The sequence below is a fragment of the Paenibacillus sp. FSL H8-0104 genome, assembly GCF_038050215.1.
Lineage (GTDB): Bacteria > Bacillota > Bacilli > Paenibacillales > Paenibacillaceae > Paenibacillus > Paenibacillus amylolyticus.
In genome coordinates this window covers 5,161,332-5,188,228 of sequence record NZ_JBBOTC010000001.1, presented here as the reverse complement: position 1 = coordinate 5,188,228, position 26,897 = coordinate 5,161,332, and the positions used below count along the sequence as shown (strand labels likewise).

The 26,897-nt window shown below is 45.1% G+C and carries 23 protein-coding genes; 11 read left to right on the top strand and 12 right to left on the bottom strand.

Features of this window, described 5'->3' with window-relative positions; all coding sequences use genetic code 11:
• Nucleotides 1–92: 92 nt before the first annotated feature.
• Nucleotides 93–1,496, top strand: a complete 1,404-nt coding sequence (locus NST38_RS22930; protein ID WP_076252988.1) for a DHA2 family efflux MFS transporter permease subunit — start codon at nt 93–95, stop codon at nt 1,494–1,496.
• 243 nt (nt 1,497–1,739) lie between these two features.
• Here the strand turns inward: NST38_RS22930 and NST38_RS22925 are convergent, their stop codons facing one another.
• The 4 genes from NST38_RS22925 to NST38_RS22910 form a co-directional block, all read right to left on the bottom strand.
• Nucleotides 1,740–3,062: an amidohydrolase family protein gene (locus NST38_RS22925; RefSeq protein WP_076252846.1), complete on the bottom strand. Its 1,323-nt coding sequence runs from the start codon at nt 3,060–3,062 to the stop codon at nt 1,740–1,742.
• A 421-nt stretch (nt 3,063–3,483) separates the two neighbouring features.
• Nucleotides 3,484–4,095: a TetR/AcrR family transcriptional regulator gene (locus NST38_RS22920; RefSeq protein WP_076252845.1), complete on the bottom strand. Its 612-nt coding sequence runs from the start codon at nt 4,093–4,095 to the stop codon at nt 3,484–3,486.
• A gap of 209 nt (nt 4,096–4,304) precedes the next feature.
• Entirely contained in the window at nt 4,305–4,733 is a 429-nt protein-coding gene (locus NST38_RS22915; protein WP_143781275.1) for a hypothetical protein, read from the bottom strand.
• Nucleotides 4,734–4,767: 34 nt separating this feature from the next.
• A complete protein-coding gene (locus NST38_RS22910) occupies nt 4,768–5,427 on the bottom strand; it encodes a hypothetical protein (RefSeq protein ID WP_076252844.1) in 660 nt (219 codons plus the stop codon).
• A 356-nt stretch (nt 5,428–5,783) separates the two neighbouring features.
• Here NST38_RS22910 and NST38_RS22905 point away from each other — a divergent pair, with 356 nt between their 5' ends.
• The 4 genes from NST38_RS22905 to NST38_RS22890 all read left to right on the top strand — a co-directional run bounded on the left by NST38_RS22905 (nt 5,784) and on the right by NST38_RS22890 (nt 9,284).
• The gene (locus tag NST38_RS22905; RefSeq protein WP_076252843.1) at nt 5,784–6,053 is read left to right on the top strand and encodes a hypothetical protein; all 270 of its coding nucleotides are present in this window, start codon (nt 5,784–5,786) and stop codon (nt 6,051–6,053) included.
• A 199-nt stretch (nt 6,054–6,252) separates the two neighbouring features.
• Nucleotides 6,253–7,290, top strand: coding sequence for an ROK family protein (locus NST38_RS22900; protein ID WP_076252842.1), 1,038 nt, complete (start codon nt 6,253–6,255; stop codon nt 7,288–7,290).
• Between the two features lie 307 nt (nt 7,291–7,597).
• Nucleotides 7,598–8,797, top strand: a complete 1,200-nt coding sequence (locus tag NST38_RS22895; RefSeq protein WP_076252987.1) for an MFS transporter — start codon at nt 7,598–7,600, stop codon at nt 8,795–8,797.
• A gap of 103 nt (nt 8,798–8,900) precedes the next feature.
• On the top strand, nt 8,901–9,284 hold the full coding sequence (locus NST38_RS22890; protein WP_076252841.1) for a hypothetical protein: 384 nt from the start codon (nt 8,901–8,903) through the stop codon (nt 9,282–9,284).
• Between the two features lie 175 nt (nt 9,285–9,459).
• Here the strand turns inward: NST38_RS22890 and NST38_RS22885 are convergent, their stop codons facing one another.
• Nucleotides 9,460–10,065: a DedA family protein gene (locus tag NST38_RS22885; protein WP_076252840.1), complete on the bottom strand. Its 606-nt coding sequence runs from the start codon at nt 10,063–10,065 to the stop codon at nt 9,460–9,462.
• 710 nt (nt 10,066–10,775) lie between these two features.
• Between NST38_RS22885 and NST38_RS22880 the strand changes: the two genes are divergently transcribed.
• The 5 genes from NST38_RS22880 (at nt 10,776) to NST38_RS22860 (ending at nt 17,110) form a co-directional block, all read left to right on the top strand.
• Entirely contained in the window at nt 10,776–11,078 is a 303-nt protein-coding gene (locus NST38_RS22880; protein WP_051449997.1) for an AbrB/MazE/SpoVT family DNA-binding domain-containing protein, read from the top strand.
• Nucleotides 11,075–11,410 (top strand): type II toxin-antitoxin system PemK/MazF family toxin, encoded by a 336-nt coding sequence (locus NST38_RS22875; protein ID WP_076252839.1) that lies wholly within the window; start codon nt 11,075–11,077, stop codon nt 11,408–11,410. Before NST38_RS22880 ends, NST38_RS22875 begins: the two co-directional genes overlap by 4 nt.
• A 238-nt stretch (nt 11,411–11,648) precedes the next feature.
• Nucleotides 11,649–14,816 (top strand): GNAT family N-acetyltransferase, encoded by a 3,168-nt coding sequence (locus NST38_RS22870; protein ID WP_076252838.1) that lies wholly within the window; start codon nt 11,649–11,651, stop codon nt 14,814–14,816.
• Nucleotides 14,803–15,681, top strand: coding sequence for an amidohydrolase family protein (locus NST38_RS22865; protein WP_076252837.1), 879 nt, complete (start codon nt 14,803–14,805; stop codon nt 15,679–15,681). Before NST38_RS22870 ends, NST38_RS22865 begins: the two co-directional genes overlap by 14 nt.
• 265 nt (nt 15,682–15,946) lie before the next feature.
• Nucleotides 15,947–17,110, top strand: a complete 1,164-nt coding sequence (locus NST38_RS22860) for an iron-containing alcohol dehydrogenase (protein ID WP_036674351.1) — start codon at nt 15,947–15,949, stop codon at nt 17,108–17,110.
• Between the two features lie 154 nt (nt 17,111–17,264).
• On the opposite strand, the gene NST38_RS22855 is transcribed toward NST38_RS22860, so the two are convergent.
• Nucleotides 17,265–17,690: a hypothetical protein gene (locus tag NST38_RS22855; RefSeq protein WP_047843942.1), complete on the bottom strand. Its 426-nt coding sequence runs from the start codon at nt 17,688–17,690 to the stop codon at nt 17,265–17,267.
• 276 nt (nt 17,691–17,966) lie between these two features.
• Here NST38_RS22855 and NST38_RS22850 point away from each other — a divergent pair, with 276 nt between their 5' ends.
• Nucleotides 17,967–20,024 carry a methyl-accepting chemotaxis protein gene (locus tag NST38_RS22850; protein WP_179087909.1) on the top strand — a complete coding sequence of 686 codons (2,058 nt, stop codon included), beginning with the start codon at nt 17,967–17,969 and terminating at the stop codon, nt 20,022–20,024.
• A 99-nt stretch (nt 20,025–20,123) separates the two neighbouring features.
• Here NST38_RS22850 and NST38_RS22845 read toward each other — a convergent pair whose 3' ends face one another.
• From NST38_RS22845 to NST38_RS22820, 6 genes are all read right to left on the bottom strand, one after another.
• Nucleotides 20,124–20,510, bottom strand: coding sequence for a RidA family protein (locus tag NST38_RS22845; RefSeq protein ID WP_047843941.1), 387 nt, complete (start codon nt 20,508–20,510; stop codon nt 20,124–20,126).
• A gap of 19 nt (nt 20,511–20,529) precedes the next feature.
• Nucleotides 20,530–21,906, bottom strand: a complete 1,377-nt coding sequence (locus tag NST38_RS22840) for an amidase (protein ID WP_076252836.1) — start codon at nt 21,904–21,906, stop codon at nt 20,530–20,532.
• Nucleotides 21,907–22,099: 193 nt separating this feature from the next.
• A complete protein-coding gene (locus tag NST38_RS22835; RefSeq protein WP_076252835.1) occupies nt 22,100–23,131 on the bottom strand; it encodes an ABC transporter substrate-binding protein in 1,032 nt (343 codons plus the stop codon).
• Nucleotides 23,132–23,165: 34 nt separating this feature from the next.
• Entirely contained in the window at nt 23,166–24,032 is an 867-nt protein-coding gene (locus NST38_RS22830; protein ID WP_076252834.1) for an ABC transporter permease, read from the bottom strand.
• Nucleotides 24,032–24,808 (bottom strand): ABC transporter ATP-binding protein, encoded by a 777-nt coding sequence (locus NST38_RS22825; RefSeq protein ID WP_036617567.1) that lies wholly within the window; start codon nt 24,806–24,808, stop codon nt 24,032–24,034. The genes NST38_RS22830 and NST38_RS22825 overlap by 1 nt, the downstream gene beginning before the upstream one ends.
• A gap of 240 nt (nt 24,809–25,048) precedes the next feature.
• Entirely contained in the window at nt 25,049–26,728 is a 1,680-nt protein-coding gene (locus NST38_RS22820; RefSeq protein ID WP_076252833.1) for a PucR family transcriptional regulator, read from the bottom strand.
• Between the last annotated feature and the right edge of the window lie 169 nt (nt 26,729–26,897).

The following is a 26,897-nucleotide window of genomic DNA, read 5'->3' as shown; positions in this document are numbered from 1 at the left end:
AAAAATTTGAAAGACACTGAGGAGTGAAGGTTTTGCAATCAGGTACTATTTCTGAAAATCAAAAAGTTCCAAATGTTAAGGTTTTCCCTATTATGTTTGCATTGATGCTTGCTGGTATCATAGGTACTTTTAATGAAACGGCAATTAATATTGCTATAAGTGATATTATTAATCAGTTCGCGATTACGGAAGCTAAAGTTCAATGGTTAACAAGTGGTTACTTACTTACACTGGGAATTTTAGTTCCTCTTTCTGGACTATTGATACAATGGTTTTCAACACGTCAACTTTTCCTGACATCAGTCAGTATGTCTATCGTAGGATCTGCAATTGGTGCTATGGCGGGAAGTTTTGATATCTTGCTATTAGGGAGGATACTTCAAGCAGCTGGAGCAGGGCTATTATTCCCATTGATGCTTAATACGGCTCTTATTATATTCCCAGCCGAGAAACGCGGAAAAGCGATGGGACTAGTCAGTCTTGTGTTCACAGCGGGACCTGCTTTAGGCCCAGCCATCTCAGGTCTTTTAATTGATTATCTAAGCTGGAATTGGATATTCTGGGTATCGTTGATGGCTCTGGTGCTTGCTTTGTTGGCAGGCGTAGCGTTTATGAAAAATGTAGCACCTATAACCAAACCACGTATTGATATATACTCTCTAGTCTTGTCGACAATTGGTTTTGGTGGACTTGTTTATGGTATTAGTAGTGCAGGAGAGGGAGATCATGGTTGGAGTAACCCTGTTGTTATTGTACCCCTGATTGCCGGGGTTATCGCATTAATCCTATTTGTCATTCGTCAACTGAACATGAAAAAACCTCTAATGAACTTAAGAACTCTACAGAACCCTATGTTTGCTATAGGTACTTTGCTGGTATTCATATGTATGATGGTTTTTCTATCGTCCATGTTCATTCTTCCCATGTTTATGATTCGAGTTCTTGAATTAAGCGCACTGACGACTGGACTTATTCTTCTACCAGGCAGTGTAATTTCAGCTGTACTTTCTCCTGTCGTAGGGGCACTATTTGACAAATTCGGACCTAAGTTTTTGGTAGTCCCTGGTCTTATCATAGTTGCAGTCACTCTATGGTTCTGTTCTAATATTACGGTTGCTTCGTCCATTGCTTTGATTATGGTCATGCATACCTGTCTAATTGTCGGAATTCTGATGGTATGGATGCCTGCTCAGACAAATGGTCTGAATCAGCTACCTTCTGATATGTACCCCGATGGTGCGGCTATATTGAACACACTTCAACAAATCGCAGGAGCTATCGGTATTGCAATGGCAGTAAGTATCATGACAACCGGAACCGCAGACTTTATTAAGGGTGTGGCTGATCCTACGGAGCTGGGAAATGCAACACTGGCGTTAACCGCTGGTATGCAGAACGCATTATTCTTCACGATGTTTGTAGCCCTTGCCGGACTTGTTCTAGGTGTATTTGTAAGACGAGTGAAAGTTCAGAAGTGGTCTGGAAACTCGGAATAGTCATAATATAGCTCTGCCAGATCAGTGGACTACTATTATGAGACAACTTTACCGAATACTGATTTGATGATGATCTAATAAGTTGAGATACAGATCATCTTTTAAAAACTAAATTGTACCCTACAAGATAGACACTTTGAAAAAGTCCATCTTGTAGGGTGTTTTTCAAAAGGTTGTAAAAATACCGTTGACCCAATAATCATAGAGGATAACAATATACCAAGCATGATTTCACCCCTGAATTTACCAAACTGAGTTTAGAACATCGTCGACTTCTTTGATTCTTGTGACAGATGGTGTTTGAATTAGATTTCCTTTGACCATGACCATAGAGATGTCTGACAAGGCCTCGATATGTTCCAGTGGATTTTGCTCCATGATAATCAGATCGGCATGTTTTCCGATATCCACCGTCCCTGTAACATCGTCAACACCGAGGATCTTTGCATTGGTTCGAGTCACTATGTCGATGACCTGTTTGTTGTTCAGGTTGGCCTGTCTCATGTAGTGGTCCATCTCTCTCCACATATCATAGTGAGTCACGTAAGGCATAGCGGCATCGGTGCCAATCCCGATGGTGATGTCGTTTTCGATCGCTTGTATTACGCCCTTGAGCATTGAATCGTAGACGAGTCTGGAATTCTCTTTTACCGTTGCACTTACCTTCGTTACGCTCGTATCCAGTGAAGCGGAGGGATAAGCGGCTTGCAGGGTGGGGATGAGTGCGGTGTAGCCATTCAAGGCATTGGGATTATTTTTGTACAAACGAATGATTTCGTCATCCATCTCCGAACCGTGCTCAATGGTATCGACGCCACCTTGTAACGCAACCCGTACGCCTTCCGTGCTCTCCACATGCGCTACCACCCGCAAACCAATCTTATGCGCTTCATCGCAGATCGCCGCAACTTCGTCCACCGTCATCTGTAAACGGCCAGCCTCGCCGACTATTTTCGCATCCGTCACACCACCCGTCACACAGATTTTGATCAGATCCACGCCGTGTTTCACATTAATGCGTACATTTTTTCGTGCTTCCCACGGAGAGTCACCAACCAGAGCCAGAAATGGAGCACCGTGCCCACCCGTGACACTTAGGAAAAACCCGGAGACGAGCAGATTGGGGCCGACAAAGTCACCGTTGTTAATCTCATCCCGCAGCTGGACATCCGTGTAAAAGAATTCCCCCACACTGCGCATCGTTGTTACACCCGCATGGAGTGCGGTCAGTGCATTGCGTTTCATTCGTTTTTTCAAAACGTTTCTGCCAAACTTCGTGTTCAATATTCGATCATAGCCAAACTGCAACAAGCCTTCACTGACCGAGAGACTGAACGGTTTTCCATCTGCAAAGAGGTGTACGTGTGCATTGATCAGTCCTGGCATTACGTATTTTCCTGAGAGGTCGATGGTTGTGTAGTGACTTGGGATATGCAAATCGTTATCTCGGCCGATATCCTGAATAAGTCCTTGTTCATTGACGAGAATGGTCATATTTTCTTGCAAATTGCGGCTTGAGTCGCCGTGGATCAGATTGACGTTTTTCAATGCGTAAGCGGTGTTCATGTTGTGTTCCTCCTTAGAATGTGGATGGGATTATATAAGTTGAAAGAGGGTATGTACACTTGCCACTCCGATGACAGAACAACCTTCGGATCGCTGTTATCCCCAGATTTTTTTGATTCCCTCTTAATAGGGAAAATCCGGTGATAGCTTATGCTTCCGATGTAGCTTTCTTTCAGAAAGCTTTCAGGCGAACGCTTCGTTTCCTCTGGTTATTTCTGTCCTCTCCGTTATCGTGTAAATGTAGGTTCAACTTAAATAGTTTGGTAAATGGTAAATATCCAACTTAAAAATGAATTATAAATTCATTTTTGGGTCAAAAAAATAGAGTGACTTAATATTAGTGTTTTTTTGCGTGCAAACCAAGTGAAGTTGATCTGATCTGCACGCTTTGTCTACCTGGCATAAGTGATGAGATGAAGCGTTATTCGTTGAGACTCTTCATACCGTACAGTCTGTATACATACAACGCCTCAAAGATTTGCTTCCGGCTGTCCTCACTCATCTCTCGCTTCAATAGATCCAGGTTCATATCAATCACGTTGTGCGCGAGAATGTTCAGCAAGATCAGGTTCTCCTCGGTGCCGATCTCATATCGTTTATATTGATTCTTCAGATAGGCCTTCTTGGTTTCGATCATCAGCTCAACAAGCTCATTCTTGGCGTTGGTGTAGATGGTGCCTTTATTCTTTTCAAAGATAATGACAATCTGATTCCGGTATTTTCGTAATACATCCACCTGTTCCTGCAACAGTGCCGACTTTCGCTCGCTATCCGTTTCCTCGAACAAGGTCTGATTATCAAAGTGGATCGTCTCCACCAGCACATTTTTTAGATAATCCACGAGATCCGGCGGCACAACGGCGTAGAATAATTCTTTCTTATTCTTAAAATAAGTATAGATATTGCCCACGGAAATACTGATCTCATCCGCGATATCGCTCATCTTGGCATCCACATAGCCTTTTTCAAAAAAGACCTTGAGCGCTGCGTATTCAATCTCTTTCCTGACTTCGTCTTTCTTGGCTTGCACCATCGGGAACGACTCCTTAATAGTGAATGGTTGGTTCGTTATTAGGATAGACCTTTTTGAGGGTGGGTGTCAAATGGGGGAGGGAATGCCAATAATAATGTAACAAATATGCTATCTAAGTTGTAGCCAAGTGGATATTATTTATTTTGTCGGACTCGAATACAAGAAAAATTAAGCATCCATAGTTCAGTCGAATATTGAACCAAGGCTGCTTAGGGATTTTTGGCAACTGTCCTAGAAGACATAATTGATGTGTTCATTCCTAGAGTCCAAGCATATAAATTTCCGTTAACGTCAGAATAATAATTACCAAAGTAAGCAATGGTACTCGTGTTCGGATCAGCGTATTTAATAACTCTTCCGTTAGTAGACTCAGTATTAGTTTTTGTAATATTAACTACACCAGTAGTATCCCACCTTGAGGCTCCGTTACTGACATATCCAGCGTATGTTGAGTCAACATTTTGGAGATTATAAGTGAAATTTGAAGAACCTTGATGATTGTTACAATCAACAGAGTATCCAGAAGATTCTCCATTCTGGTGACAAGTATTAGGAGACTTATGTGCATATGCATTTATAGGAACAAGAGTTGATAAAAGAAGAGATGATACTGACAATTTTACTAGGAATTTTCTCATAATCTATACCCCATTTCTTTCTCATTGTTAATAACTACTTAGTTACTGATTCTATTTTCTTAATGAATTCTTCTTCGTTGAGCACTTGGGTGTTAGTCGTTTCATTGAGATTTAAAGTATGGTTATTCTCAATATCATAAAGTTCTTTGTCAATATAACCTAATTTTTCAACATTGTTATTTCTAATATTTTTATACATATTAGTCTCTTCACCCAGTATCCAATAAAGGTTTGGATATTCTTTTGCCACAGAACCAACAGCTTTTTTCAAGAATAGAATATATTCTTCATTTTCTTGGAATAACGGATTATCATTAAACAAGACTTCATTATTACCTTGTTGCATGATACTAATAGTTTCTGATACTAGTGTAGGGTCACTTTTTTGAGTACTTAGAATTTGAGCATTAAATATACTTTTAGGGACAGGTTCGGTAAGTTCACCAAGGTTTTCACGTAATACTACTTTGACAATTAAATCGGCTTGTTTAACCCCATCCTCGAAGGGAAATACCTCTAGTTGACCTCTGAAGGTTTTCTTTTCATTCGTTTCTTGAATATTAATAGGTCCTGAAGTCTGAGCATCCCCATTAACGACTGTCCCTGAATTCCTTTGATCAAGTGTACCTGAGTAAATCATTCCACCTGTCATTAAAGAGAGTATGACTGTTGAAAAAACTAATTTTTTATTCATAAAGCTAACCTCCAATCAAAATTTATGTTCTTTCCAATAATTAGACAGTGGAATTTATTGAAATGTTTCAAATATGTATATAAAAAATTGAATTAATGATTGTTTTATGTTGGAAATCTAAAATAATAATACTTTATAAAGCCGCATTTGCTTCTGGCAACGTCAAAGTTTTCATTTACACAAAAATCTTGATGCTACCTGCTACACATGCAAAGCTTAAAAATTACTATAAATTCAGTCAAATAGATGATTACTTTTAATAAACAATGATGTGAGTAGGAATACAATGGTACGTTCTCACGTACCACATCTTTTCTAGTGAGATGTTACCCTCTCCTTAACAAAGGAGTGGTGACATGACAAGTACCAACAGCGAAGACCTGAGTTCACAGTACGCACAACACATTGAACAGGAAGACGACTACGTTAACCAACTGGTCACATGTAACAAACTCATATTAGACGCCATGGACATCATCGCAAAGCAGGCAGGTGTGCTAGAGATGGATACCGTGAAACAAGCAGCGTATCACCTTCATGCCATGGAACAGGATCTGAACCGAAAGTTATTTGAAGTTCGACTGGAGAAGAGCATCTTGGCAAATCAAATGAGCCAGTCTACATAAAATCACCTTAACAAAAGGACAGCGCAGGATCATACAAGATGATCTTGCACTTTCTTTTTACCTTCCCGTCCAAACGATTTTTGCTCCCAATTAAGCATTGACTTTCCCCACAAATCCCCCTAAACTTCAATTATTAAAATACTTTTAAAAACTTTCATTGAATGGTTCGAAATGAACGAAAGGAGGCATATAACTAACCATGTTACCTACATCACACAACACCCAACAGGTGAAGCGCATTAATGTCGAACTGGTGAAGAACACGCTCAGATCCATGGGAGTAGGCACGAAGGCTTCGATTGCGAACCTGACAAAACTCAGCGTCGCAACATGCGGCACGATCCTTAACGAATTACTCCAAACGGGTGAAATTATCGATCTGGGCCCGGATGAATCGAGTGGGGGAAGACCTGCGAGTCGGTATCAGTTCAATGCGGACTACGCAAGCGTACTGTGCCTGATTATTCGAACAGAGGGTGGCATTCACTCGATCACACATACATATGCCAATCTGAACGGAGAGATGGCGGATGAACAGACACTCTTTTTGGATGAGATTAATGTAACGGTGGTAGAGGATCTAATTGCAAATCTGATTGAACAACACCACAATGTGCAGGCGATTGGTATCGGTATACCTGGTGTGGCGCACAACGGCGTGATTGGCATTTGCGACGTACCGGAGCTGATGTATCAGCCACTCGGGCCAAGGCTTAAGGAGCAATATGAAGACGTGGAAGTGGTCATTGGCAACGACATGAACCTGACCGTTTACGGTCTGTACAACCAGCAGCAATTTGAGGAAGAGAAGAACTTTGCGGTGGTGACTTTTCCGGAGAACCATTTTCCGGGTGCAGGTTTTATCATTGATGGTCGTCCGCTGACAGGGAATACGCAATTTGGGGGCGAGGTGTCCTTTTTACCTTTTGGCGTGTCACGAGAAGAGCAACTGCGCATGTTGAAAACGACAGAGGGTTTGCAGGAGCTCATCGTACAGACGCTTGTATCCATCATCGCGATCATTAACCCCGCTACGATTGTAGTCACTGGGGATACGACGGACCCTGCTATGAGGGATGACCTGATGCAAGGTTGTCTGGATCGAATGATTCCACTGGAGCATATGCCGGAGTTGATCATCCAAAGAGACACTCGTCGCGAATATGTCACGGGGCTGGTCGCGGTGACCCTGGAGAGCCTGACCTACCGTATTCAGGTAATTGAGAAGCAATGGTAAAGGAAAAAGGAGCTTTTACGAGTATTCTATTTTTAGGAATAAAGCTTAACCATGTTTCCTATTTCAAATGTACAAATCATTGACACGATAACGTAGAGGGCAGAACCAATCTGAAGAACGCCTTTATCACTGTATTTTCACCTTTAGGAACAAATCAAAAAAATACAGGGATAACAGCGGTCGGAAGATGGTACTGCAATCGTAGTTATAACGTGCAATCATTTTCCTGAACACACTGGAGGAACTTATTTTGAATCAGCAAGCTGGTACACAAGGGAACAAACGAAAGTTCAACAAGCTCTACGCTATGCAACTGGCAACGATCTTTCTGGGATTTATCGTATTCGGGATATCGGAAAATATTAAGGGGCCGGCCATTCCGCGCATTCAATTCGACTTCAATCTGGATGAGAAACAGCTCGGGACGTTATTGTCCCTGAATGCATTGGGGTACCTGATCGCGTGCTCTTTCACGGCTATTCTGGTTCGCAAATGGGGCATCAAGGCGGTTAGCATCATATCGTTTGCATCGATGATCCTCTCGGGTGTGTTCATTTATGTGTCTCATACCTATCCACTCTTTGCTTCATCGTACTTCTTCATGTACATCGGTAACGGCATGCTGGAGATTGCTTTGGCGATTCTGGGTGCACGGATTTTTGTGAAAAACACAGGTACGATGATGAACTTGTCCCATTTCTTCTATGGGCTGAGTTCAACGGTGGCGCCTTTGCTGGCGACGGGTGTCATGTCCTTGAAAGTGTTTGGTCACGAACTGGACTGGCGCGGCATGTATCTGGTGATGTTATCACTCTGTCTGCTGCCGATCATTGCGGCGCTGCGCAGCAAATTTCCGGGGGATGATCTTCCTCATGAAGATCGGACTTCACTGAGGACGTTAACACGTGATCCTGCCCTTTGGCTGATGGTGCTCATTCTTTCTTTTGGCGTGGTATCGGAGCTGGCGGTTGGAGGTTGGCTGGTTAATTTCCTGGAAAAAGCCTACACGTGGGACACGGTCAAAGCTTCCGGGTTATTATCTGCGTTCTTCCTCACGTTCTCGCTGGGACGACTGCTGCTTGGACCATTGACGGACCGGATCGGATTTGTATTGTCACTGATTATGTTCTCAGCTTTCTCGGGAGTATGTACGTTCGTGGCGCTTGCAGGGGGAGAGCGACTTGCGATTTTCTTTGCGATATCTGGCGCGGGAATAGCGATGATCTATCCAACAGTTATGGCGTTTATCGCACGCAGATATCCGAATGGCAGTGACACCGCGATTACATTCACGGTTACCTTGATGGGGGTTGGTAGTGTTATCGGTAACTATGTGATTGGCTGGGTGATTGAAGGTGTGAAGAATCTGTACGGTTCAACGACTCAGTTGGGACTGCTGCGCGGACTTCAAGCGGGATATGGATTCATCGGTTTATGTGCGGTGATCTGTGCGGCATCTGGCGTAGTGTTGTATGTGTATTTGAAAAGACGACAGGAACTGATTTAAATACTTATAAACCAAAGCAATAAATAATTTTTAATGGCTCTTTTCTCACTTAAACATTAGAGTGGGAAAAGAGTTTTTTTATGAACAAGGAAGGAAATGCAAAATGAAAAGGATAGTATTATTGTTTTTAATTTGTTTATGTCCCCTTATCATTGTAGCTTGTAATCAAAAAAACAATGACGATGTTGTGGCAGAGATAGAATATCATAAGGAAGGAAATGTAATCAAAATCACTCAAAGAGACACTGTTAATCAAATTCTAAATATTTTAGAATCTGCTCAAAAGAACAAGAAGGTTATTGATGTAGGGAAAACAGACGAAAAAATAGTTGTTAATTACAGTAGCAATGATATCAAAATTTTTGATCTATACATCGATTTTGATAAGAGTGTCGGTATGGTCGTAATGGAATCTGACAGTAATTATGCTTATGAGCTATCAAGTCAGTCTATAAAAGACTTAAAAACAATTCTAAAAGGGACTTAAAATAGAAATTAATTTTTCTATCAGTATCTTATTAGTTAGATAGTCATTAAACCGATAAAACCCCACTGATCCTTAGGATCGAGTGGGGTCTTACATATAATCAGATGAATTTTAGCATACGACTTATTTCAAAAAAAACATCAATCTGCGCATCTCTTTTCCTTACTTAACAAACCTATGACTTGTTCAAAGCCGTTCTTCTTTTCCAACGTTTCAAAAGCACGTACAATCCAAAGGCGCCTAAGAAAACCAACGCTGCCGGAACGATATAAGGCTTAACAATCTCGTCTACGTGCTCCCATTGAGAGCCTAGTTTAAAGCCTAAGTAGATGTACAATGAGGTGATCGGAAGCATGGCCAAGAAGGTAAAGATACTGAACTTAAACACATTCATTTTCGCCATTCCACATGGGATGGAGATCACGGTCCGAATGCCGGGTACAAAACGTCCATAGAAAGCTACCCCGCTGCCATACTTCTCGAAGAACTTATCGGAAGCGTCCAGATGGTGGGGGCGAATCAAGAAATATTTGCCGAATTTTTCGACCATCGGTCTGCCACCGTATCGTCCCAGGGCATACAACGTCAGAGGTCCAAACGTTCCGCCTACGGTACCAGCCAGAATAGCCAGCCACAGCTTCATATCCCCAAGATACACCCAATATCCTGCCATGGGCAGTACGAGTTCAGCAGGTACGAATTCAAACGACAAGGCAATGACCAGACCTGCGTATGACAAATCTTTAAAAAAGAGTATAAATTGCGTAATCCATTCTGTCATGCTTTCCCTCCATGAATCTATCTTTTTTATATATATAAGAAACACTCCTGTACAAAGAGTAACAATAGCGAATAGAGCTTGTCAAAGTTCACATGATAGGCCATTTCAGGACACACTGCGGAAATATGTTTACCCGTACATAAGGTAGATATGGATTTGTGAACACTTCATACAGAACTGGATACCGAAGCAATGATATAATCCTCTGAAAACGCTTCCGATTATAGTGTGATAAAACTATCACTAGCTTCTTCACCATCCTGTACATAAAGAGAAGGAGATCAGAACATGACCGAAACTTCGATTATCGACCAGATCCATATTATTGAATACGCCCCCTCTTACGCTACTGTGCGCAAGACCGTGGAGACCGGATGGCCGACGGGAGTGTGGTTTTGATTTCTTTGACTATACGTGGAAAAAGGGAGATGTCTCCCTGCGGGCTGAATATGAAAAGTCGGGTCGCGGGCTGACTGCCCTCGAAACACCGGATTACGAAATCTCTAGAGAGGTCGATGATCATGATCTGGTTTTCGGTTCCAGCTATAAGGTTCGCTATCGCATTAAGAACACTTCTGCGTCCGAACTGGCAGTCGAGATCAAGGCACATTATACAAGGGTAAGCTACCGAGGGACTATAGCTCCAATGTATCCTTTTATTGTTTCATGTATATCATATAGATATACAACTGTAGGGAGGTGAGGTATAATTGGAGCATCAATCAAACGAAAGGCGTGGGATTGCCATGACTACAGCCACACTTAGCAAATGGGGAAATAGCAGTGCAATTCGCATTCCTAACCAATTGCTTAAGCGTCTTAATCTGGAAGAAGGCTCGGAAATCGAGATTTTGGTGACAGAAGATAATGAATTGTTGTTGCGTCCAAAAACCAAGCCTGTAGAGTCCAATGAGGAACTACGTAACCATCTAAAGACTTTGCTCTCTAAAGTGAAACGGGATACAAGACATGAAGAAATAGACTTTGGTACTGAAGGGAACGAGTTACTTTGATTATTCCCAAACGAGGCGATCTGATATGGCTTGACTTTGATCCTCAAGCGGGTCACGAGCAAGCCGGGAGACGACCGGCTATTGTTCTATCGGAACTTGAATTCAATGAAATAACGGGTTTTGCCGTTGTATGTCTCATAACGAGCCAAGCCAAGGATTATCCTTTTGAAGTTACACTACCAGAAGAGCTGCCATTTTCAGGTGTTGTTTTGACGGATCAGTTGAAGAGTCTTGATGTGCGGCAACGACGTATCCAAATTGCGGGGCATGCCGAACCAACCTCTGAATTTATGAAATCAGTTCTACGCAATGTCCGTTCTATATTGGCATAATTGAAAATTAGTAGCTGATCATATTCCTAAATCCACGTCTAACTAAAAGACGTGGATTTTTTCTTTCATGCCTAAATAGATTCGTCCATCCTTGACGCTTCTAACAAGAGCTTCCGAAAGGCACATATAAGTTGGAAAGAAAGATTTTTAATTCTCTGAAAATGCTTCCAATTATAGTATGATAAGACTATCACTAGCTTCTTCACCATCCTGTACATAAAGATAAGGAGATCCAAATATGACCGTAACTTCGATTATCGACCAAATCCATATTATTGAATACGATCCCTCTTACGCTGCCGCACTCGCGGATATGTGGAACCGTAGTAATGAAAGCTGGGGAGGTGGCACCAACCTTAGAACAGAGGAAACAGTTCGCCGGGAGATGGAGAGTTCGTCCAATCTTTATGTGTTTCTAGCCGTTCATGAGAAAGAGGTTGTTGGCTTCTGCAGTTTTGCTCATTACCGCTATGACGAGAGAGCACTATATGTACCGCTGCTTAACGTACGCCCCGACTATCACGGTTATAAAGTTGGACGTAATTTGATCCTGAATGCTGTGCGCAAGACCGTGGAGGCCGGATGGCCTCGCCTGGATCTGTTCACATGGGCAGGAAATACAAAGGCTGTACCGATGTACAAAAAATGTGGATTCTTCTGGGAGAAAAAAGACGATAATGTGCATCTGATGAATTTCATTCCTACCATTTTGCAGACCGAAGCACTTGCTCCTTATTTTGAGGAGTTGGATTGGTATGCAGACAGCACGCGTGAACTCGTGATCGAGCCGGATGGCCGACGGGAGCGTGGTTTCGATTTCTTTGACTATACGTGGAAAAAGGGAGATGTCTCCCTGCGGGCTGAATTTGAAAAGTCGGGTCGCGGGCTGACTGCCCTCGAAACACTAGATTACGAAATCTCAACAGAAGTCGATGATCATGATCTGGTATTCGGTTCCAGCTATAAGGTTCGCTATCGCATTAAGAACAATTCTGCGTCCGAACTGGCGGTTGAGATCAAGGGTGAGGATAACAAAAACATTCGATTTGCGCTGGACATTGCACAAGCAGTCGCTTCGGGAGAAACCATCATTGTGGAAGGTGAGTTCCACGTTGATCCAATTACAGAGGAACAGAATAACAATAAGACTCATCCCGTGGTTGCCAGCACCTGGTTGATCGGCGGTAAGAAAGCGGAGTTCAGGTTAGGTATTGCCCCGAAATTCCCGGCCAAGATCAAGACCATCTTGCCTGTGAAGGAACTCTATCCAGGTATTCCGGCTGAGTTGGTTCTGAACGTGGAAAATAATGTGGATGCAGAAACGGAGTTCAGCTTGGACCTGCCTGAGGGTGAATTCCTGGAATGGGCAGAGCGTTCGGTGCGCTTTACGGTGCCTGCCAAAGGCAAAGTGTCTGTGCCAGTACCTTTCACCTTGCGTTCATATGGTCTCTATTCCCAAGAAGTAGAAGTGACGGCTGTCCCAGTGGGCAACCATGCGATCTCTTTTACAAGCAAACTTTCTGTACTAATGAAGGGAATCGAAGGGAAATATGGTGGGCAGATTGAGGATCAATGGGTGGCTGTTAATGGTGCATTCTCTATTCATATGAGCAAGCAAGATAATAACATGTGGATTGAATATCCCGGTTCCCGTCATTCATTCTGGTGGACTTATCCGAAGCTGGGTAAGCCTTTTGCCGAAGAGTTATCCAAGAAACAAGCAAAAGAAGTGAATATTTATCCCGAAGGGGAACGTCAGGTTCTTGAAGCACTGTATGACTCAGAGGATTTCCCTGGCTTGCAAATTAAGTCCGTGGTCAAGCTGTCTGCGAATGGAGTTGCCGAATTTCACCACGAAGTCGAAAATACAAGAGATACTGCCTGGGAAGAGGACCTGTATCTAATGAATAACTTTGGGTTCTATGGTAGCAGGTTAATCCTTCCTTACCAAGGTCGTTTTGTGGATATGGGGGATTCTTACGCTGGCGATCCGAGCCATTGGAATAGCTCACAGATTACGGAGAACTGGCTGTTCTGCAAAGAAGAGTATGGTGCCAGCGGTATCTATTGGGACCCTTCTCTGAAGCTGCTTCGCCCGGAATACACGCTGGGGTTTCAGCATGAGCTTGGCCGTATTCCCGCAGGAGCCGTTGTGCGGACCAAGGCAACTGTATATGCCCTGAACACGTTTGCCAAATGGTCGGATTTCCGTGCGTTTGCACGGAAGCAGCGTAACCCTGTCATTCCGTTGCTGGACAGCCATCTGGATCTGACACTGAGTGAGGGGAATCCATTTGCCCCGGACGTGCTGCAAGCAACGTTGACTGAACACAAACTGGTTCCGCTTGCGGGCAAGCTGGAGCTATATGTGCAACAGGGTGGCAAACCGGAGGTTATGGCCAATGCTAAGGAATTCAATCCGGAGCAGAACCTAAACTCCGCCAAGCTGACATTTTCACCAGACGAAGCGGACCGAGACCAGCACGTGAGTGGTTGGAAAGTTCGTGGGCTATACCGGGGCGAAGATCGGATTCAGGAGCGAACTGCCCTTTGGTTCCCGCAGAGCGGAACAGAGGTGAAGCAGAAGATTGAAGAAGGTTCTGCTGGACCTTTGTACACTGTAGACAATGGAGTGTTGTCGATCGCTGTTGCTCCTGTATTCGGGAGTGTAGTACATTCCCTGCAATATGCAGGAGAAGAATGGCTGGATAGCTCGTACCCTGAACCGGCTCCACGCTCGTGGTGGAATCCGTGGTATGGCGGGCTGGGTGTCGGGGTTCCAGGCATGAATGGTTTCAGCCGCCAGTTGGAACAAAGAGCCGCTTCCTGGACAGAGCAGAAGGATCAATACGGCAACGTCTGGAAGGGTATAAAGCTGACCACCCGGATTGAGAAGCATGAAGCGAATCGTGGAATCACGATCCACCAGCATTATCTGATGCTGCCCGGTGTTCCTGTGCTATGCACGTTGCTTGCCGTAACAAACGAAAGTGGCCTGACGCTGACGGATTACTCGCTTGCGGAGGAACGTTTCCTCCAGCCTTCATCTGTATTTGCGGAAGGTTGGATAGAGCAACCGGGTAAAGATCGATTCCCGCTGGGCAAGGTGGATGTGGGCCTGCCACTTGAAGATCTTTTGCGAGTAGGATCGGTTTCGCGTGAAAACATGCTGCATGCGGTCCATCGTTACCCGAATCAGAGTGCATGGGGGTTTGCCAATAATCAGGTGACTGGTCTGAATGTTCATCATCATCTGACACTCCAGCAGGGGGAGACGGTCTGGACGGAGCCGACGTATCTGGTTCTGGGACCAATCCCGCTGAGTTCAGCGGATGTGCATGACCTTCTCAAACTGAATTTTGTAACTTCTACCGATGAAAAGGAGGCTTCACATGCCGATCATTGATATTCATATTCACCTGTCGGACATCGACAGCTTTCACCGAACAGCAATCGATCTGTCGAAAGTGGATTACTCTGCCGTAGGTCTTAAAGCGGAGTTTGATAAAAACGATGTCATTATGGGTATCGGAATGGGGGTTACGGAGCAGACAAAGGGAGCGTTCCCGGATTCCAGTTCCCCTAACCCGATGGGACTTGATCTGGAAGAGAAGGTTCCGTCATTCCTCATGGAATGCGTGGGCATCAATCCCAATGCGCTAGACGGTAAAAACGCTCAGGACGAACTGGACCGGATTGAAGCGAGACTGCAATCCCCTGAGGTAGCCGGAATCAAACTCTATGCCGGATACTATCATCATTATGTGTACGACAAAATCTATACCCCAGTCTATGAACTCGCAGCCAAGTACAACCTGCCTGTCGTGATTCATACGGGTGACACTTACTCCATGAATGGATTGCTCAAATATTCTCATCCGTTGACGGTGGATGAATTAGCCTTGCAGCAACGTGGTGTGAACTTCATGATCTGTCATCTGGGTGATCCCTGGGTGATGGATGCAGCTGAAGTGGTGGCGAAGAATCCTAACGTGTACGCTGATTTGTCTGGTCTTGTGGTGGGGGATCGGCCTCATTTTGAACGGTTCATGAACGAGCCTTTATTCATGGATCATTTCCGCCGGGCCTTGGTCTATTCGGATCATTACGAGAAAATGCTGTTTGGCACCGACTGGCCGCTTGCGCCCATCGATCTGTATGCCGAATTTGTCCGTCGACTTGTACCGGAACAGCATCATGATAAAGTCTTCTATGAGAATGCCTTCGGGCTGTTTCCGCGTATTGGACAGCGGATTGCCGATCTGGGTTAGAACCTAAGTACCGAATTCTTAATATCTGAGGGGATGTAGACCATGCATGTTATGGAAGCATGCGATGGTTATATTGAATCCCTGTGATGTAAGCTCCTGCCACTTTGCTGGCAGGAGCTTTTTTTGTTCAGGAAAACAGTGTTTAGCCATGACAGACTCCATACTCATCTATTATCTCCTTCTTGCCTGTATTTGTTTTTACGAATAAAGAGAACTATAATGGTGGATGCACAAAATTTCAGATTTCTTTGGAGGAACATACGTTATGAGATCTTTTCAGTTTTATAATCCGACCCGGCTGATTTTTGGCAAAGGGCAACTTCAAGCACTACAAACCGAAGTTCCAAAATACGGAAAGCGTATTTTGCTTGTATATGGTGGTGGAAGCATCAAACGTAGCGGGCTGTACGATCAGGTAATCAGCCAGTTGAATGAAATCGGAGCAGAGGTTACGGAACTGGCTGGTGTGGAACCGAACCCTCGTCTGTCTACGGTTCATAAGGGTGTAGAACTATGCAGAACACATAACATTGATCTGGTTCTTGCGGTTGGCGGCGGCAGTGTACTAGACTGCGGGAAAGCCATCGCAGTAGGAGCCAAATACGATGGAGACATGTGGGATGTTGTTGTGCGCGAAGCAACCCCGGAAGGCGGACTTCCACTGGGTACAATTCTAACGATGGCAGCGACAGGCTCCGAGATGAACAACGGTTCAGTAATAACCAATCAGGACACGCAGGAAAAATGGGCATGGTTCAGCGAGTATTCTTTCCCAGCGTTCTCCATTCTTGATCCGGAGTACACATACACCGTACCACTGGATCAGACTGTATACGGCATGGTAGACATGATGTCTCATGTGTTTGAACATTATTTCCATCTGGATACGAATACACCGGTTCAGCTTGGATTCTGTGAGACGATTCTTCGTACCGTTATCGATACAGCCCCTCGTCTGATCAAAGATCCGGAAAACTATGAACTGCGTGAAACCATTCTCTACTGCGGAACAATGGCGCTTAACGATGTCCTGAATATGGGGCTTGCCGGAGATTGGGCTTCTCACAATATAGAACATGCCGTTTCGGCTGTGTACGACATTCCGCATGGGGGTGGCCTTGCAATCCTCTTCCCACACTGGATGAAGCATAATCTGGATGTGGATGTAGATCGATTCAAACGTATGGCCATTAATGTATTTGATATTAATCCTACTGGAAAGTCGGACAAACAAGTTGCTGAAGAAGGCATTGAAGCGCTGCGTACATTCTGGACTTCGATTGGTGCCCCTAGCCGTCTGGCGGACTATGACATCGACGACAGTCAGATTGATGTAATGGCTGATAAAGCGATGCGATTTGGTCCGTTCGGATTCTTCAAAAACTTGCAACGTGAAGATGTAGTACAAATTTATCAAGCTGCATTGTAATTGTAAATCTCACAATCACTTTGTATAATGAGTCACATTAAACAAGGACCTTCCTGTAATACATAGGAACGTCCTTGTTTTTTTATTATGACATCATATCTTATGCGCTCCACCGTGTATCTGGACTTCAATATCATGTGATCCCCTTTTCGAATTAATTCTTCGGTTCAACTACGGCTACATTGACAGGGGTATCCTTTCGTTTCAGATACATCTTGCTTGGACGATGCAAGAGCACGATGAGCAGGGCGAAGAGATGAATCAGGGTGAACAGGTTACTCTCATTCGGAATGGCAACGAATAGCGCCAGACTCAGAAACGTCACGGTGAGCTTGAACTTTCTTTTGGTGATGAATATAACAGCAAGCAGGCTGGGACCGATGATAAACAACATTCTGGCTAAGATTACGCCAGAGGCGTAAGCCAGATCATCTCCTTTGCGTAAGAAACCCAGATAGGTCTCCATGTTCTGGTTGAAGTCAATGAGGAACACGATAAAGGACACAATCACGTAGATCAGTTTCACACTCAATAAAATGCGCACGACATTTAATAGCGTAGGTAATGCTGTTTTTGCCATATCACTTCTCCTATTCGACATTTAATAAAGTAGGCATTTTCGGATTCAATGCGTTGTCCCTCTTCCTGCACGATATGTATTTCATATATTATACGATGTTGATGTAATATTTTGTATTAACCCAAAGTCTTCATTTTCCAATCGTTTGCAGTGGCCTTTGACCTAGAATAACTGGGGAAACAGCTTACAGATTATTTGATATCGACCGATATAAAGTAGATACATAGAATTTGGACTTCATAATGATGAAAATGAAAATGGATGGTGAATGTAATCATGGTATTTAGCAAGGCAAGAGAACGCATGCGCAACATGTCGTTCAGAGTCAAACTGCCACTTATGATCAGTCTGCTGGTGTGTATCGTACTGGCGGTAACTGCAGTAGTATCCTACACTGTAGCGGCTGTCATCACACTCGACAAAAGCAAAGATGAGATTAAAGCAACCTCGGACCGGGTGGGGGCAGGTTTGTATGCTTCACTAAGTTTGGAAGAACAATCCACCTTTTTGATCACAACACATCGGACCTTCCAGGATCTGCTGGAGATTCGAAATACGGATGGACAGGAAGGGGAGAATTTTTTCTCGGAAAACAATGAACTGCTGGATAAGGCAAGTGGTATTCTTGCGGACAGTCTGGCAGGTATGGAAGGTAACAACAGTCTGATTTTGTTGGATCGGAATGGCATTATTATTGCAGCGAATGATCCGGCAGTTATCAAGGCAGAACGCGGAGATCGGGCATATTTCCAAGAAGCGATTCAGGGTAAAAATGTGATTAGTGAAGGGATTGTAGCCAAGTCCTCAGGACAACTAGGTACGGCTTTTGCCATGCCAATCTACAATGAGAATCAAGAAGTACAGGGAGTGCTCGTATCTGCAGCATCCACCTCGTTCTTCGTTAATCAGCTACAAAATATCAATATTAATGATGAGGGAAAAGTGATCATTCTGGACCGTGCAGGTACGGTCATCTACGATTCAGCGGATGAGAAGTTGGCAGGCCAGAAGATGGAGTCCGGCGAATACCAATCATTGATAGATCTTGCTCCTGGCGCTGAACTACAGCAAGGGGATATTAGCACAGATGAGAAAGTGGCGTATTACTCCAAAATACCAAGATCAGACTGGACCGTCGTTGTTGAAGATAAACTGAGTGATGTGCAGAAACCTTTGCGTGCGATGGCAAAACAGATGTATATTGTTCTGTTTAGTGCTATTGCGGTCTCCGTCGTAGCGGGTATTCTGATCTCTTTGCTGGTAACCAGACCAATTACAAGACTAACTGTGTTGTTCAGACAGCTTGCTGACGGCGATCTGACGGTGCAGGCTCAAGGTAAATATAGCGGAGAATTCAAACAATTGGTGGACAGCTTCAATACCATGGCAGCAGGCAATAAACAGCTGATCTCCAGCATGAACCATTCCATCGGCATCCTGAAAACAAGTACGTCCGAGCTGGAACAGTCCACTCAGCAAACTTCGACCACGATTGCCGAAACAACGACAACAGCATTTGAGATTTCACGAGCGATGGAGTCCCAGGCGAACGATACGGAAGCCATTGTGGACAAATTCATGAATGTGGGTAACAAGATTGCCAACGTGAATGGAATGTCGCAGGCAGTGAAGTTCAAGGCAGATGAAATTACGGATGCATTCAAAAATAATCATGAAGTTATTGATGCACTCATTGCGGTGAACGGGCAGAACGAGATTGAAGTTGGCAACATCTCCAAAATTACAGTGCAACTCGCCGAAAGCTCCTCGGGCATTCACCAGATTACAGGTACGATTGCCGAAATCGCAAATCAGACGAAATTACTTGCTTTGAATGCTTCGATCGAGGCGGCGAGAGCTGGTGATCAGGGACGTGGCTTCGCAGTCGTTGCTTCTGAGATTCGCAAGCTGGCAGAGCAGACGACAGCTCAATCGGAGGATATCAACCGAATTGTGATGCAGACCATTGATCACGTGGAGCAGAATAACCGAAGTGTTCAGGCTATTGAAGCAATTGCGGAACAGCATAAGAGCAGCGTTAGCCAGACCAAGGAGACATTCAATTTTGTCACCGAGAATATGAATGAGATGATGAGCCAGGTTCAAGCTATTGCCACAGAGATCGAATCCATTGAACGTGATAAGGATGATGTCATTGGGGCGGCACAGAACTTGTCTGCTTCCGGTGAAGAGGTGTCGGCTTCTGTTGAGGAAGTCACAGCAACAATGCAGGAACAGTCCGGCATGACGGAACATTTGACAGATATGGTGCAGAGAATTGATGGACTGACCAAACAACTGGCCGAAGAAGCATCTCGCTTCAAAACAAAATAGGAATACGAAAAGAAACCCTTTTCTCAAAAGAGAACCGGGTTTCTAGAACAAAAAGAGCACCTGTACCCATCTATGGCTACAGGTGCTCTTTGGTGTGTGTTACTCTCCTCGAATGGAAGGCGCATACGCCAGCACTTCCATTTCAATTAAATAAGGGCCTAAACCGCTGAATACGGTAATACGGGCGGGATAGGGTTGTTTAATCATTCGCGCATACACTTCGTTGTATTCGGGTTGATCCTCGACTCGGGCCAGATGAGTGGTTACCTTCACAATATGATCGAGTGTAAGTCCGGCTTCTTGCAGGATCACCTCAATATTACGAATGCACTGCTCCGTCTGCTCCTTAATGCCGCCAATGGGCTCAAGCGTCTGTGGATCGACACCTACCTGACCTGCGACGTAGAGGAAATCTCCTGCGCGGACAGCATGGGAGAAAGGAAGCGGGAACTTGGGTGCTGCACTTGCATGTATGATGGTAGACATCGTAGCTGTCATTCCTTTCCTAATGAATGTGTATGATTGGTGTTAACTGATGCCAGTTCGTAGCCTGCTGATAATGATGAGCGATGGACAACAGGCGGTCTTCTCGCATGAGTGGACCAGCAAGCTGCATGCCGATAGGTAATTGCTTCCCTGAGGTGGTATCAAACCCGATGGGTACGGTGATGGACGGTAGACCCGTATTGGTGAACGGTCCGTTAAAAATCGGGCTCCCCGTCTTGTAGCCGTATGGGGCCACATAGGGTGTTGATGGAGTCAATAACACATCCACTTCATCGAAAAGCATCATCATCTCGCTCCGGAATATCGTTCGGATGCGTTGTGCCTGCAAATAATCAACGGCACTCGTCTGGTAACCGAGTTCAAGCTGCTCCCGCATCGTGTGGCCGTAACGATCAGAGGCTTCCGCGAAGCGTTCCTGATGGAAGGCGGCAGCTTCTGCCCGCATAACCGTACGATGAGCAGCAATGGTCTCTTCCATATAAGAGGGCAGGTCAACTTTCTTCCATTGCATGCCCAGCTTCTCAAGCACAGCGATTGCCGACTCTACCGCTAACAAGATCGCTGGTTCATCGGTTTGGAAGAAGTTGCTCGGGAGACCGATCACCATTTCTGAAATAGGATGCTCAAGAACATTTTTTAAGTCTGGCTTGCCATAAGGAAGCGTGAAGGAGTCCAGCTCATCTTGCCCGGCCATTGCTTCCAGAACGATTGCGTTATCTTGTGCGGACCGAGTGAATGCGCCAATATGATCCAGGCTCCAACTGGCTGTGATGACACCATTACGGCTAACTCTGCCGTAAGTGGGTTTCATACAGGTTAATCCGTTGTAAGCTGCGGGTCTAAGCAGAGATCCAAAGGTCTGTGTCCCGAGTGTGAAGGAAGCCATGCCAGCCGCTACTGCAGCGGCAGAGCCGGAGCTGGAACCGCCCGGGGTATGTTCTAAATTCCATGGGTTGCGGGTTGGTGGTTCTCCTCCCTGAAAGGCGTATTCCGTCGTTGTTGTCTTGCCGAGCAGGATAGCTCCTGCAGCTTGCAACTTATCAATCACTGTTGCATTCGTTCCGGGTACGAAGTCTGGAAAGGTACTTGATCCAGCGGAGGTGCGTATGCCAGCGGTATGGATAATGTCTTTGGCTCCATAGGGAATACCATGCAGAGGACCGAGATATTCGCCATTCATCAGTTTTTGTTCAGACTCTCTCGCGGCCTGCAAAGCCTGTTCGGCGGTGACCGTAACAAAGGCTTGCACAGAAGGCTCTACTTTCTCAATGCGATTCAAATAGGATTTTGTAAGCTCAACAGGAGATATCAACTTATTTTTAATCAGTGTTGCGGCTTCAGCAATCGTCAGCTCGTTAAGTGGTTTCGTAATCATCGCAGAGGCACGCTCCTATGCGGGGGATTGGGCCCTACTTCTTCTGGCAACTTGAAGTTTCGAATCAGCTCCAAGTCTGCTGTAAATAGGGCAAGCTCCTCGCTTGTAATAACTCCGTCCGCATATTTGGCGCTTTCTGTACGGCGGTGTGTGAGATAGTCGTCCTGGTTCAGAGTAATCACCCTTTCTCTCTCTATTTGGTGGTGAAGCTTGAATCGATAATCTCCTCGTAAGCGAGGTCTTCCTTCAGATTGCCGATGAAGCGTTGCATGTCGATTGCGGTCTCGAAGGCTGATTCATTGATGAGCCCCTCCGCAGGATATACCTTGCTGTCGATCATGCGTTGTACCGCTTGCTCCACGACGTTTTTGTCCAGATTCGGAAATTCCTTCACGGCAACTGCTTTTGCGCCTTCAGGATTCGATTGAATGTAGTCCAGAGCTTGCTCAATAGAGGTGACAAAGCGCTGGGTGAGATCAGGATTCTTTTCAATGAAGCTTGCAGTTGTATTCATGGTTGCAAAGGCAAAGTCAGGATAATCCTTCGTAAAATCATGGACAATATGCAGTCCCTCAGCAATGCCTTGATCCAGCTGCGGCTCGTAAACGATGGCAATGTCGGCTTTGCCGGCTAATACAGCACCAAGCTCGGAGCCATTCTGAACCTCAGTGATCGTCACATCCTTGTCGATATCGATGTTATTGTCAGCGAATAGTTTCTGCAGTAAGCTGTTCGAACTTGTAGGTGCCAAGCCCACAACGATGGTTTTACCTTTGAAATCCGCTGTCGAGTTCACGGTTACTCCTTCTCGCGCAACTGCCCATACTGGAGCACTGCCGGATAGAAGGACCAGTGAGCGAGCATCTCCGCCCTTTGCATTAGCAAATGCGACATGCTCAGGACCATGGAAGGAGAACGCCGACTCGCCTGAGATCACCGAAGACAATGCTGTTGGACCGCTTCCGGCAGCACGGATGGAAGATAGCTCAATGCGATTCTCCTCTAGAAAACCTTGGTTGTTCGCTACATACAAGGGAAGGTAGAGCAGGTTGTGATACACCTCGGAGACCATAATTTTGTCCACCTGCGTATTTGCTTGCCCCCCGCTATCAGATGCACCTGCACCACTCGCGGGTGTTGTGGCATTGCTTCCGCATGCACTGAGCAGTGTAGTCAAAATAACCGTCATCGCTGTTAGAAAAGCTATCTTTTTGAATGTACGCATTAGTCATCAGTCCCCTTTAATCGTTGTAGGTCAGCTATACAGATGTGGATTTGCTGCTGGTCTTGTTGTCATTCCATGGAAGGAGACGGGATTCGATATAACCGACACAGGTGTAGAGGAGCATGGCGACCAGCATAAGCATGAACACGCCGACCCATACGGCCGGAAGGTTGAACAGGTTACCTTCGACGAATACCATGTGTCCAAGTCCTTTATCTGAAGAGATGAATTCTCCACCTACAACAGACACCAGTGCCAAACCGATATTGATCCGGAAGGCCGAGATGATCCATGGCAGAGAGGAAGGAACGATAATTTTGCGGAAAATTTGTGATTTCTTTGCACCGAAGGATTTCATCAGATTAATCTGGGATTCGTCGATTTGATGCGTCGCTTGGTAGGCGGATAATAGCGCGACGATAAATGTCGCCACGGAGGCCAGAGCAATTTTGGAGAAGATGCCTGAGCCAAACCAGATGATAATCATGGGAGCAAGTGCGATCTTCGGAATACCGTTCATCGCTACAATGAATGGATCGAGCACACGGGCAACGGACTTGGAATACCACATGAGCAGTCCTGCCAATGATCCGATTAAGCTTCCGGCTACAAAGCCGATAACGGTGGCATTCACCGTTGCAAACGCGTCTGTAAGCAGTTGTCCTGAGCTAGCCATGGTGATGGCGGCATCAAGAATGGCGCTTGGTGATCCCATGAGGAATCCGTTAACAAGTTTCAGACGAACGGCGGATTCCCAGATCACCAGGATGACCGCTACAATAATGAACCGCCACAGCATCGTCATCAGCCATTCTTTGGAGAAGGTGGGCTGTCTGCGTTTGCTTTTCGCAACTCCAGCAGGCTTTCCGGCAAGGGTAACTTCAGGTGATGTGCTCTTCATTAGCTGATCCTCCCCATTTGGATATCAAGCTCTGACCAGATCGATTCAAAATACTGTTTGAACTTCTGGTCGGAGCGGGCTTTCAGTGCTGAGCCATATTGCGAGGCGAGACCAATGTCATACACCTGCTTCACGGTTGTTGGTCGTTTACTCATAACGGCAATACGGTCGGAGATGGCAATCGCTTCCTCGATGTCATGCGTGATCAGGACGCCTGTCTTGCCCTCGGATTTCAGGATAGACAAGATCTCATCCTCCAGAATGAGTCTGGTCTGATAATCAAGTGCGGAGAAGGGTTCATCCAGTAATATAATATCGGGCTGGGTAACGAGGGTACGAATGAGGGCTACACGTTGGCGCATACCGCCTGATAGTGTGGAGGGATAGGCTTCTGCGAATGAGGCCAGGCCATAGCGATCCAGATAATCCATGGCAATATCGCCGCGATCCTTTTTGGACATGCCCTTCACTTCCAAGCCTAGCGTGACATTGTCCAGGATGCTTCTCCAAGGAAGTAACAGGTCCTTCTGCATCATATAACCGACATGTCCGGTGGTCTGATCGATCTCTTCGCCACAGACGATAACCTTCCCATTTGTCGGCTTAAGCAGACCTGCGATAATATTGAAAATCGTACTTTTGCCGCAACCGCTCGGTCCCACGATACTGAAGAACTCCTGTTTCTTGATTTGCATCGAAACCTCAGCCAGGACCTGAATATCTTCTCCGGTTGCACTGACAAATGATTTGGATACGCCTTGTATTTGTATAGCCATGATAGGTAGCCCCTTTCCTACAGCCTGATGTTTTTTCGTTTCTTGATGTTATTGATGTTAATTAACATGACATTAATGGATATATTCCTAATCATATAGACTGTTTGCATCATTGTCATTAGTTACTCTGAACATAAAAATAGAATTAAATCAGTTAAAATGCACAAATGAAGATTGAACGTGAATTGAATATGAAAAGAAAACAAAAGAACGTGTCATTATACATGACACGTTCTCGATTTAAGACGTATGATTAGCTTCACTAGGGGCTGGATTAACATTCAAAAGGGACTCAAGTGCGAAGGCAAGTCGGAAGCGAAGGCTCTCCATTGGGTCCTTAATGTTCCTGCCGGTTAGTTTCTCGCATTTCTCCAACCTATAGATCACTGTATTGCGATGTACAAAGAGCTCTTTGGCTGTATCGACGATCTGGCAATGATTCTCATAGAAGGAGGACAAGGTTTTCATCAGTTCGTTGCGCTCGTTTGGATCTCGGTCGTTGAAGGGCTTAAAGGTTTCATGATGGAACTGCAGCATCTCATCGTGGGGAATCATGCGCAGCAGACGGCTTATATCCATGGTTTGATAGGAATGAGCGAAGCGGGTCTTTCGCATCTGATAGCCGGACTGGAGCGCCTTGACTGCTTCTTTGTAGGAGAGTCCAATATCCAATACATTCGTGTAGGAATTACCTATGCCGAAGGATAGGCTGAGCTGCGACTCTGTATACAGATTGATCGCCATCCGCTCAAGCTGCTGAACAACGGTGTGTTCGTCCCAAGACGTTTCAGCCAAAAAGACGAGTATGCCGAACTGGTCGTTCTTAGTAAACATGACAAAGGAGAGATCCAATCTGGCGAATTCCTGTTTAATCAGCTCATAATTAGCGTCTCGTTCCGAGATTAATCGCTCTTCCCCGGAGGAAGTAGAGTTCTGTTTAGGTATGCCCGCTAAGGATTCATCCTTTTTGGCAATGATCAGAACGGAACTTCCTTTGGCTTGCAGCCCATATTTCTTGCCGCGATGCAGCGCTTCTTGTTCCGAACGAATGAAACCCTGAATGAGATCGGAGAAATATTCATTTTTGTAACGGCGGGAGCGCTCCTTGACGGCTTGCTTCTTGGTTAACTCGAGACCGATCACATTGACGGCTTGCTCCAGTGCCAGAGTGGAGAGTTTAGAGGTTGCGGAACTGTCGTATAGTGCGATCAAATAACCCTCGTGCCGATCCGTGAAGATGGGATGAAGCTCGGCGTGTCGATATTTATCAGCAGTAAGCAGGCAGATCGAGATTGCGGTGTGGAAGGAAGGGTGCTCATCTATAAATGTCAGTATGGGCGCGGCAAGAGACAGGTCATCCATCTGTTGTGCATAATGGGAGCTTGCCGTAATCTGCTTCTTCGAACCAAGCAGTAGTACAGGTGAGGATAGCAGTTGAGACAACGTATCTACGATGGATGGTATGCCTTTTCCCTGCATGACCATCGTGGAAAATTGCTTGTGAATAGACAAGGCATAATGTAGCTCATGGGTTTTATTCTGAAGGATGGCACTAATCGAATGTTGAAATATCTCACCGAGTGTATTGTCAATCTCAGACAGTTCGATGATTGGGAAGCCCAGCCTGTCGGCTGTCTCAAGCAGTTGCGGAGATAATTCAAGAGAGAAACGCTGAGTCTTGACAGCAAGCGCCGCACAGCCAATAGTATGCATGTCTGTAATGAATGCAAGATGAGCATCAGGACGCTCTTTCAAGATATAACCGTTGGTCAGCAGCATATCTCCCGCCTTCAGGAATTGGACAATATCTGGCGCATCCATAATATTAATTGATTGCACCAAGCGATCTAGTCCGCGATGTCCTGCAATAACCTTTGCTTTGGAGAGAATGGGGATATTCAATAACTGTTGCAGATCCATCTTCAACCCACTCGCTTTCATAATAATATGTTATAAAATCTAACATTAAGTTAGGTGGGCGTAAAGAAGTGTTTGGATAAAGAGGCTAAAAGATAGATGTAAACATATTTCTCATAAATATAAAAACTTTCCAATAATTCGATGCGTTATACTAAATAGATCTCAAAGA

Coding starts and splice junctions, on each gene's coding strand:
- NST38_RS22845 (WP_047843941.1), bottom strand. CDS start 20,510: ATGTCTACCATCATACATGCAAGTGCAGCACCCAAGTTCCCGCTTCCT.
- NST38_RS22900 (WP_076252842.1), top strand. CDS start 6,253: ATGTTACCTACATCACACAACACCCAACAGGTGAAGCGCATTAATGTC.
- NST38_RS22925 (WP_076252846.1), bottom strand. CDS start 3,062: ATGAACACCGCTTACGCATTGAAAAACGTCAATCTGATCCACGGCGAC.
- NST38_RS22915 (WP_143781275.1), bottom strand. CDS start 4,733: ATGAGAAAATTCCTAGTAAAATTGTCAGTATCATCTCTTCTTTTATCA.
- NST38_RS22835 (WP_076252835.1), bottom strand. CDS start 23,131: ATGCGTACATTCAAAAAGATAGCTTTTCTAACAGCGATGACGGTTATT.
- NST38_RS22850 (WP_179087909.1), top strand. CDS start 17,967: ATGGTATTTAGCAAGGCAAGAGAACGCATGCGCAACATGTCGTTCAGA.
- NST38_RS22855 (WP_047843942.1), bottom strand. CDS start 17,690: ATGGCAAAAACAGCATTACCTACGCTATTAAATGTCGTGCGCATTTTA.
- NST38_RS22930 (WP_076252988.1), top strand. CDS start 93: ATGTTTGCATTGATGCTTGCTGGTATCATAGGTACTTTTAATGAAACG.
- NST38_RS22885 (WP_076252840.1), bottom strand. CDS start 10,065: ATGACAGAATGGATTACGCAATTTATACTCTTTTTTAAAGATTTGTCA.
- NST38_RS22910 (WP_076252844.1), bottom strand. CDS start 5,427: ATGAATAAAAAATTAGTTTTTTCAACAGTCATACTCTCTTTAATGACA.
- NST38_RS22905 (WP_076252843.1), top strand. CDS start 5,784: ATGACAAGTACCAACAGCGAAGACCTGAGTTCACAGTACGCACAACAC.
- NST38_RS22890 (WP_076252841.1), top strand. CDS start 8,901: ATGAAAAGGATAGTATTATTGTTTTTAATTTGTTTATGTCCCCTTATC.
- NST38_RS22840 (WP_076252836.1), bottom strand. CDS start 21,906: ATGATTACGAAACCACTTAACGAGCTGACGATTGCTGAAGCCGCAACA.
- NST38_RS22895 (WP_076252987.1), top strand. CDS start 7,598: ATGCAACTGGCAACGATCTTTCTGGGATTTATCGTATTCGGGATATCG.
- NST38_RS22820 (WP_076252833.1), bottom strand. CDS start 26,728: ATGGATCTGCAACAGTTATTGAATATCCCCATTCTCTCCAAAGCAAAG.
- NST38_RS22830 (WP_076252834.1), bottom strand. CDS start 24,032: ATGAAGAGCACATCACCTGAAGTTACCCTTGCCGGAAAGCCTGCTGGA.
- NST38_RS22920 (WP_076252845.1), bottom strand. CDS start 4,095: ATGGTGCAAGCCAAGAAAGACGAAGTCAGGAAAGAGATTGAATACGCA.
- NST38_RS22860 (WP_036674351.1), top strand. CDS start 15,947: ATGAGATCTTTTCAGTTTTATAATCCGACCCGGCTGATTTTTGGCAAA.
- NST38_RS22825 (WP_036617567.1), bottom strand. CDS start 24,808: ATGGCTATACAAATACAAGGCGTATCCAAATCATTTGTCAGTGCAACC.
- NST38_RS22870 (WP_076252838.1), top strand. CDS start 11,649: ATGACCGTAACTTCGATTATCGACCAAATCCATATTATTGAATACGAT.
- NST38_RS22865 (WP_076252837.1), top strand. CDS start 14,803: ATGCCGATCATTGATATTCATATTCACCTGTCGGACATCGACAGCTTT.